We start from the raw sequence: 284 nt of genomic DNA, 5'->3' as shown, positions 1-284 counted from the left end.
GGAACTTCTTCGGCTAGGGGTGGTCACGTGAAGCTCGATTCGATGTACCAGGACGTGATCCTGGACCACTACAAACACCCGCACGGACGGGGCCTGCGCCCAGGGGACGCGGAGGTCCATCACACCAACCCGACCTGCGGGGACGAGATCACCCTGCGGGTCCGCCTCGACGGCACCACGGTTACGGATGTGTCGTATGAGGGGCAGGGCTGCTCGATCAGCCAGGCCAGCGCCTCCGTCCTCAACGACCTCCTCGTCGGCAAGCCTCTGGAGGAGGCGCGCCG

General features: G+C 66.2%; 1 protein-coding gene. It reads left to right on the top strand.

The genetic code is table 11. The features are described from left to right. Window positions 1-27: 27 nt before the first annotated feature. Window positions 28-284, top strand: a 257-nt coding sequence (gene sufU / locus IF55_RS35705; protein ID WP_048833143.1) for a Fe-S cluster assembly sulfur transfer protein SufU, incomplete at its 3' end; no start/stop codon positions are given.

Origin of the sequence: Streptomyces varsoviensis (assembly GCF_000718635.1) — a bacterium.
In the GTDB taxonomy this organism is placed as follows: Bacteria; Actinomycetota; Actinomycetes; order Streptomycetales; family Streptomycetaceae; genus Streptomyces; species Streptomyces varsoviensis.
Note: the sequence above shows the minus strand (reverse complement) of the source record. Positions and strands in the feature narration are given on the sequence as shown.